This is a genomic window from Phyllobacterium phragmitis (assembly GCF_002980495.1).
In the GTDB taxonomy this organism is placed as follows: Bacteria; Pseudomonadota; Alphaproteobacteria; order Rhizobiales; family Rhizobiaceae; genus Paramesorhizobium; species Paramesorhizobium phragmitis.
In genome coordinates, this window is record NZ_PVBR01000099.1 from 1 (window position 1) to 455 (window position 455).

At 65.9% G+C, this 455-nt stretch carries 1 protein-coding gene; it reads right to left on the reverse strand.

Annotated features, from left to right (window positions below; all coding sequences use genetic code 11):
- Positions 1-455 (reverse strand): autotransporter outer membrane beta-barrel domain-containing protein (locus C5748_RS27510; protein ID WP_146119663.1); only part of this gene is annotated, 455 nt, incomplete at both ends.

Sequence of the window (455 nt, forward strand, 5' to 3'; positions counted from 1 at the left end):
CGTTGAAGTTTGCCCTCAAGGACTGGTCGGCGAGGTCGTCACCAAACTGGCCGGAATAGGAGACGCCGAAGCCGGCAGATGGCGAGATCGCATAGTCGAGACCGACTTCAACGACCGCGGCGTCACGCGCGATCGGCACGCCGGCGATGGTGAAGGTGCTGCCCCCACCGAACTGCATCATCGCCTCGGGGACGACATCGCCGAAGGCGTGCCGCCAGCCGAGCATACCCTTCGCGGTCAGGCTCGTCCCGTTCAGGTCGAACATGGTCGAGGCGCGCAGGCCGAGCGTGGTGAAGGTCGCATCCGTCGAGCCGCTTGCCCCCGACATCGCTGCAACGCCGCCCTTCTCTGTGAACCCATCCGTATCGAGGCTCACATAGGCGAGGTTGGCGAAGGGCTCGAAGGCGACGCTGCCAAGGGCGACGCGGTAGCCGAGTTCGCCGAACGCCTGCGTG